We start from the raw sequence: 7,428 nt of genomic DNA, 5'->3' as shown, positions 1-7,428 counted from the left end.
GGGGGATGAGGGGGATGAGGGGGATGAGGGAGAATGACTAATAACATCTATATATATAGATATATAAATTTCCCAGTCCCCAGTCCCTTCCAGTCCCTAACTTACCTTAATCACTACCCCCTCACTTTCATTCGCTAACCTATCGACAGCACAAACAGCATAAGTTCCTGGTTGTGGTACTGTGGCGAAAGTTGTGCCAGCAGACAATATTCTTTGTATTGTCCAAGTGTCACCTGTTTGACGATATAGTGTCCAAGAGCGTACCGGTTGATTATCGCCGGGTTCCCAACTGAGTCTTCGGTTGTTGACTTGTAGTTGTTTGGGTGGGGGTGGTGGGGATTGATTGCGCCATGACATTGTAGGTACTATGGCAGGTGTGGAGTAAACTGAGCTTTGGAACTTGTCAGCAATACCTTGGCGATTTTCACTAATGGAACTCATACTAAAGAAGATATTTCCTAGTGATAAATCTCTGACTAGGTTACGGCTGATTTGTACTTGCTTTTCTATCTCCTCATATTTCCAGGCTTTTCCGTCTAATTTGGCGATGTTGTTACCTGTGTAAATGTGTCTGCGCTGGGGATTAATTTCTGTCCACCATTTGAGTAATACAGGATAACTTTGTTGAGTTTGGTCTGTGCGCCAATATAGTTGAGGGGCGATATAATCAATCCAGCCTTGTTCTAACCATTTTTTGGCATCAGCATACAATACATTGTAAGCATCTAGTCCGATGATTCCTGGTGGTTGTCCGGGGCGGTAAATTCCAAAGGGACTAATTCCGAATTTTACATGGGATTTGGTGGCTTTGATTCCCTGTGAAAGACGCAGCACCATTTGATTGACGTTTTCTCGTCGCCAGTCTTCTAAACTTAACTTGCCACCGCTTGATTTATATGCGGCGTAGGTTTTATCATCGGGAAATGTTTGACCGGCGATGGGATAGGGATAAAAATAATCATCGAGGTGAATACCATCGATGTCATAGCGACGAACAACGTCGATAATTACGTTGTAAGCTCTATCTTGAACGATTTTTGAGCCTGGTTCCATCCATAACTGATTCCCCCATTGATAGACTACCTCTGGATTGGTGAGGGCTATGTGGGGGCGGACATTGGCAACGCCGTTTTTTGTGCTAGTTTTGGCGCGGTAGGGGTTAAACCAAGCGTGAACTTCGATGTTGCGTTTGTGGGCTTCGGCGATCGCAAACTCTAAGGGATCATAAAATGGTTCTGGGGCTTTACCTTGAGTTCCGGTTAACCAAGCACTCCACGGTTCAAGGGCGGAAGCATACAAAGCATCACCTTCGGGACGCACTTGTAAAATTAGGGCATTAAAATTCAGTTGTTGTAATTTTTTGATAATTTCTACGAGTTCCGCTTGCTGTTGCGCTACAGATAATCCGGCTTTAGCAGGCCAATCACTATTCCACACTGCTGTTAGCCATACTCCCCGAAACTCTCTTTGATGACTCACTTTGACGGTTTTGGGGACAGTGCTGGGCGGAACTACTAAATATGTAGAGTTGATTTTGGGGGCTTTGCCGAGATATACTAATACTTGGTAAACTATGACTGCAACTTCAGCACGAGTCGCAGGTGTCTTGTAGTTAAGTAATTTGATATTGGGAAAGCTAACAACTAAGCCGGCACTTGTGGCGATCGCCATCTGATTTTTCCCATAACCGGGAATGTTTGCCCCATCTTGATAAATTTCTGGGAGTTGATCTAGTAATGCTGGTGGAATTTTCTGGGCAATTTCCCAGCCATTCACCAAAGCGACTAAAACATCACCACGAGGAATTTTGTTATTCAGTCCGAAAGTCTGATTGGGATAACCAGTTAAAAATCCGGTTTCGTAAGCTCTTTTAATGGCACTAGCAGCCCAATGCTTCACGGGAACATCAGTAAAAGGAACATACTGACGCTTTACCGGAACGTTAAACACAGATGCAATGATAGCGGCAAACTCAGCACGGGTGAGAGATTTATCTGGGCGAAAAGTCCCGTTAGGATAACCATTTAAAATGCGTCTTGCTGCCAAGGCTTCAATAAACGGACGCGCCCAATGGTTTTGAACATCGGAGAAGCGTACAGTATTAGATACCATAATTACCGTTTGGTTGATTATACAGCTTTTTTGTTACTTTAACAAGCCACAGGCGCACTCTACCTTAATCACGTATAAGTTTTCACATTTAGGATTTTTTCCCCTTGCAAGTTTGTAGTCTACCCCTCCGGGGAAGCAAGCTACGCATAGCGTCCGCACCAAAGGACTTTCATCCTCAGCTTAACCATGAGGACTAAAGTCCTCACTACGAACTATGTAATCACACTGTTGTTGAGATAGCTAAAATAGCTGAAAGAAGTTGCTAGGGTTGAACAAGTGGGTAAAAAGTCACTAAAATTAGGATTTTATCTGTTATTTGCCCTGAGTTTAGTGAGTATTGTCGGTCTATCTTATTTTACAGATATAACAGAGCGATCGCCTTTAGTGCTATGTCAGTCTTGGTGGGCTTTTCCCCCTACAAAAGAAGTTAGATATTATACTACACCTGAAAAAATCATCATTAAGCCTTGGCTGGGTCAACATCATGTTTATGGTGTGTTTATGATTCCCACAGGATATAGATATGATTATTTATTCAAGTTAAGTTTACCAGGAGAAAATACCCGTTGCGGGGCTGTACAACCTACTTCTGAGTCTCTTGTCCCCGATGTTGATGTCAAGCCAGGATATTATTTACTTAAGGGATATTTAAATACTCGCATTGCTTTGCGTCTGATTTTCCAGGGACATCTCAATCAGTTAAAGCAACCGGAAAACTGGAAATTAGGCTATTTTAAACCACGAAAAAAATCAGTTTTTTCAAAAAAGCATACTCGCAATACAGGCAGTAATCAAACCAGCCAATAATCCCGCAATCATGGTTCTCACACCCAGACGCGCTAAGTCATGTTGGCGTTGGGGAGCAATTCCAGTTATCACACCTATAGTAATAGTTACACAAAGGGGTTCAAACCTATTTTTCTGATGAAGATTCTACAAAAATTATATAAATTTTATACAAACAAACAGTAAATATATTGACACATACCAGTTAATTAGATTATTGCTTAATACATAAAAATACTTAAATCAATGTAATCATAAACATGAATATTGCAACTGCCATCACAAGATTTTCAATGGCTAGTATCGCAGGATCAATCATTAGCGTAGGACTGAATCCTGCTGTGGTGTATGCTTTCGTTACTCCTGTTAGCTCATCATTAAGACTAGAAGCTAATTCCAACGCTGGTAGTGGATTAGTCACTGATACTTATACAGACAGTCAATTCAAGACCATAAATTCATTAGGCGCCGCAGTTGCAGCATTGGCAACTTCAGGTAATGCGAGCGTTTTGTCGCAAGCACAAGTAACATCAATATGGAAAAACAGTTATGAGGGTGTAGTAACCTTCACTGATGTAGGCTGGAAAACTATCAACGTTAATTCAGGTCTTGCAAACCTATATGGAGGCTTAGACTGGAGTTATGAATTTATCGCTGACACAACGGGTTTCTTGACAATGGATTACGATGTTAAGGAATCTGGTACAAGTACATTTGGTTTGAACGCATTCCTCTTCAATTGGTCAAAGCCAGGAGGTGATGCTGCCTTCTTGCCTAATACTTCTGGTACTATAGAAAGAACCATCTACGCAGGACAAACCTATACTGTCGGGTTAAAAAATTTCGCTAATATTTCCGGTGGCTTAGGCACAAGAGAAGCTATGATGAGTGGTACTTTTAAATGGAAAATTGTTAGTGTTCCCGAACCTACAACTATACTAACTTCATTAATCATAGCTGGTGGTTTTGGTGTAGTTAGGCATCGAAAAAACAAACACTCACAAAAAGCCATCATCAAAGATAGTTAGCATTTTTTTTGAGTTTGTTTGACAACGCTCTAAAATTCCTCACTGTGACAAACTATGAGGAATTTTAGTCAATCTCCCCTGAACTGTTTTACAAACCCATGACTTTACGATAATGCGCTTCAATTTCTGCTACTGTTGGAGATTCGCGTTTGGTTTCCCACTGACTACGGTTAAATAATTCTTGTCGCAGTTGCTCAACGTTAATTGTAGTTACTTGACCATTGGCTATAATTTGTTTACCATTCACCCAAGCACTATCTACTATATTATTCGGACGACCTAATACTAATAAACCAATGGGGTCGGTACGGGGTAATAATGATAAATTAGTCAGGTCATAAAGTACCAAATCAGCTATTTTACCAACTGTTAAAGTCCCTATTTTATCTGCCATGTTTAATCCTTTTGCACCACCTAATGATGCCATTTCTATGGCTTGTCGGGGTGTAATCCAGTGGCGATAATCAAAATCTGTAATATTATGTAAAATAGAGCCGATTTTGATGGCTTCTAATAAGTCTTGAGAGTCATTACTAGAGGCACCATCACAACCAAAACTGACGTTAACTCCAGCTTGACGATATTTTAAAATCGGGGCGATGCCACTACCTAAACGCAGGTTACTGAGGGGATTGTGAACTACTGTTGATTGGGTTGCGGCTAGGATAGCGATGTCAGCATCATTTAACCAGACACAATGAGCTAAGGAGGTGCGATCGCTCAAGAAACCCATGCTGTTAAGATGGGTAACAGCACTACCACCGTATTTTTCTAAGGCGAGTTTTGCTTGGGCTTTGGTTTCTAATAAGTGAGAGTGACGACAAATATGATAGCGATCGCTTAACTCAATACACCCTTCAAATAAGGCATCTGTACACAATTGTATCCCCGTCGGTGCCACTAACATACTCACACCCTCATCAGGGCGGTGAAACTTTTTGATAGCTGTTTCGATAATTTCTAGCGTCGCGGCTGTAGAACGCAAAAACGGCTCATGGGTTCGGTTTGAATCCCCGGAAGGTATCCCCGCAGTCAAAGACTCATCTTGAATTAAGGGAGCGATAAAAGCTCGTATTCCCACTTCTTGATAAGCACGCACCGCCGCAGCGATGGTTTCTAACTCTTGCCCTGGAATTAGTACCAGATGATCTACTACACTTGTACCACCAGATAACAGAGTTTCTACGGCTGTGCCTAAAGCACTCAGATAAATTTGCTCAGTGTCGATGCTGGCAAAATCATACAGTTCCGCTAACCATAATTCTAACGGCAAAGGGGACATGATGCCACGTTGCCACATTTCTGATGAATGGGTGTGAGCGTTGATCAAACCCGGTAATAATAGTTTATGACTGCCATTGATTGCCGTACCGACAACATCTAAATGAGGAGCGATGGCAGCGATTTTACCATCTATAATCTGTACATCTGTCGTAGTGTAACCGTCATCGGTGGCAATCAAAACATTTTGAATTGTAAACCGCATGATTTTAACCTTGATTAAGTAATTAAACTCTCAACAGCATTTCAAGTTACAACATAGAAAATATAGTTAAGTATGGCAATTTATGGAGCAGCCGTTACGGAGATTGGGAGTTTTACCAAATGCGTGGATGGTAAATCAAGCGATCGCAGATATTACCCGTCCTCAAAAGACTCCACAATCAGTTATCTTACCAACAGAAACAAAAACACTGCGCCTCGACTTGGCAAAATCTGCCATCCTCGTCATCGATATGCAAAACGATTTCTGTCACCCTGATGGGTGGTTAGCGCATATTGGTGTAGATGTCACTCCAGCCCGTAAACCGATTGTACCTTTAAATCACTTACTTCCAGAACTACGGGCGGCAAATGTGCCTGTAATTTGGGTAAATTGGGGTAATCGTCCCGACTTACTGAATATTAGTGCCGGTTTACTTCATGTTTACAATCCTACAGGTGAAGGTGTAGGTTTAGGCGATCCATTACCGAAAAACGGTGCTAAGGTACTAATAGCAGATAGTTGGGCGGCGGCGGTAGTAGACGAACTCCCCCAGTTACCAGAAGATATTCGTGTGGATAAATATCGCATGAGTGGCTTTTGGGACACTCCTTTAGATAGCATCCTGCGAAACTTGGGGATAACTTCCTTATTCTTTGCGGGTGTGAACGCTGATCAATGTGTATTAACTACCTTATGCGATGCTAACTTTCTTGGTTATGACTGCATTTTAATTAAAGACTGTACTGCTACAACGTCCCCTGATTATTGTTGGCTAGCGACGTTATATAACGTCAAACAATGTTTTGGTTTTGTTACCGATTCCCAAGCAATTTTAACAGCCCTAAATCATCCTGAAGCAACAGGAAGGGAATAACAATGTACGCTACTCGTTGTGTAATTCCTGTAATTAAATCTCCCAAAGATTATCAGGTTTACCGCATCAGTCCCCACGACACAAATCGGTTAGCAATTATCTTTGATTCCACAAATGCTAACACTTCTCTCACTTGCTGTGTAGAAATTTTTGATGTCGGCGGGCAAACACCACCAAATCGTCATCAATGGGCGGTAGAAATGTTTTTTGTCCTCAAAGGAAAAGGTATTGCTATGTGTGATGGGAAAAAAGTCCCCATTGCCGCCGGAGATAGTTTATTAGTCCCACCAACGGGAATTCATTTGATTAAAAATACAGGTTCTACCCGGTTGTACACTTTAACAATTATGGTTCCCAATGAAGATTTTTCTGAATTAATTCGTAGTGGTACACCACAGGAATTGGACGCTGAAGATATGGCAGTATTAAGAGGTTTATGATTATAGTGGTTCTCTATTCATTGAGGTACAGAAAAAATAATTGAACGCAGATGTACGCAGATAAACGCGGATGAATTTGTATTCTATCCGGTTGCAATCGGCTATAAATATAAAATGATCAGGATATAGATACCCGATTTCTTAAAGAAGTCGGGTATCTGGACATGATGTTTTTTAATTTGAGCTAGTTAATAATTATGAAATCAATATTGACAAACACATCAAATTATGTTTTAAAACCTAAAAGTGAAGATAGTTTTGCTATTACCTTTGCGCCATTATCTTTAGAAGAAGTCTACACCAAAGCTGATGACCCTGCCAATGGTGCAATAGTGGTGATGAGTGGTATGGTTCGTAATCAAACTGATGGAAAACCTGTTGTTTCTCTAGAATACCAAGCATACGAACCAATGGCTTTACAAGTGTTTTATCAAATTGCTGCTGATATTCGCGCAAAGTGGTTTGATGTTAACCGGGTAGTAATTCACCATCGCATCGGGCGTTTACAAATTGGCGAAATTAGTGTTTTAGTAGCAGTAGGTTGTCCTCATCGTAGTGAAGCGTTTGAAGCTTGTCGTTATGCTATTGATACCCTCAAACATAATGCGCCAATTTGGAAAAAGGAACATTGGGCTGATGGTTCTAGCAGTTGGGTAAGTATTGGTGCTTGTGAACAATCAGACGCAAATTGTTAAATAGTCT

The 7,428-nt window shown here is 41.2% G+C and carries 7 protein-coding genes and 1 pseudogene; 5 read left to right on the top strand and 3 right to left on the bottom strand.

Going from position 1 to position 7,428, the window contains the following annotated elements:
- Nucleotides 1-96: 96 nt before the first annotated feature.
- On the bottom strand, nucleotides 97-2,112 hold the full coding sequence (locus AACS98_RS01455; RefSeq protein WP_066375391.1) for a glycoside hydrolase family 10 protein: 2,016 nt from the start codon (nucleotides 2,110-2,112) through the stop codon (nucleotides 97-99).
- 276 nt (nucleotides 2,113-2,388) lie between these two features.
- On the opposite strand from AACS98_RS01455, the gene AACS98_RS01450 reads away from it, so the two are divergent.
- On the top strand, nucleotides 2,389-2,919 hold the full coding sequence (locus AACS98_RS01450; RefSeq protein WP_197480174.1) for a hypothetical protein: 531 nt from the start codon (nucleotides 2,389-2,391) through the stop codon (nucleotides 2,917-2,919).
- Here AACS98_RS01450 and AACS98_RS01445 read toward each other — a convergent pair.
- Nucleotides 2,872-3,009 (bottom strand): annotated as a pseudogene (locus tag AACS98_RS01445) (nucleoside transporter C-terminal domain-containing protein); the annotation flags it as partial. The gene AACS98_RS01450 and the pseudogene AACS98_RS01445 sit on opposite strands and share 48 nt — an antisense overlap.
- Nucleotides 3,010-3,158: 149 nt before the next feature.
- On the opposite strand from AACS98_RS01445, the gene AACS98_RS01440 reads away from it, so the two are divergent.
- Nucleotides 3,159-3,926: a PEP-CTERM sorting domain-containing protein gene (locus tag AACS98_RS01440; RefSeq protein WP_156481654.1), complete on the top strand. Its 768-nt coding sequence runs from the start codon at nucleotides 3,159-3,161 to the stop codon at nucleotides 3,924-3,926.
- 88 nt (nucleotides 3,927-4,014) lie between these two features.
- On the opposite strand, the gene AACS98_RS01435 is transcribed toward AACS98_RS01440, so the two are convergent.
- Nucleotides 4,015-5,412, bottom strand: a complete 1,398-nt coding sequence (locus AACS98_RS01435) for an amidohydrolase (RefSeq protein WP_066375386.1) — start codon at nucleotides 5,410-5,412, stop codon at nucleotides 4,015-4,017.
- 82 nt (nucleotides 5,413-5,494) lie between these two features.
- Between AACS98_RS01435 and AACS98_RS01430 the strand changes: the two genes are divergently transcribed.
- The 3 genes from AACS98_RS01430 (at nucleotide 5,495) to AACS98_RS01420 (ending at nucleotide 7,421) form a co-directional block, all read left to right on the top strand.
- The gene (locus AACS98_RS01430) at nucleotides 5,495-6,286 is read left to right on the top strand and encodes a cysteine hydrolase family protein (RefSeq protein WP_066375383.1); all 792 of its coding nucleotides are present in this window, start codon (nucleotides 5,495-5,497) and stop codon (nucleotides 6,284-6,286) included.
- Between the two features lie 2 nt (nucleotides 6,287-6,288).
- A complete protein-coding gene (locus tag AACS98_RS01425) occupies nucleotides 6,289-6,726 on the top strand; it encodes a cupin domain-containing protein (protein WP_066375381.1) in 438 nt (145 codons plus the stop codon).
- Between the two features lie 197 nt (nucleotides 6,727-6,923).
- Nucleotides 6,924-7,421, top strand: a complete 498-nt coding sequence (locus AACS98_RS01420) for a molybdenum cofactor biosynthesis protein MoaE (protein WP_066375377.1) — start codon at nucleotides 6,924-6,926, stop codon at nucleotides 7,419-7,421.
- Nucleotides 7,422-7,428: the final 7 nt, after the last annotated feature.

The organism is Anabaena sp. CA = ATCC 33047 (assembly GCF_963870205.1).
In the GTDB taxonomy this organism is placed as follows: domain Bacteria; phylum Cyanobacteriota; class Cyanobacteriia; order Cyanobacteriales; family Nostocaceae; genus Trichormus.
Note: the sequence above shows the minus strand (reverse complement) of the source record. Positions and strands in the feature narration are given on the sequence as shown.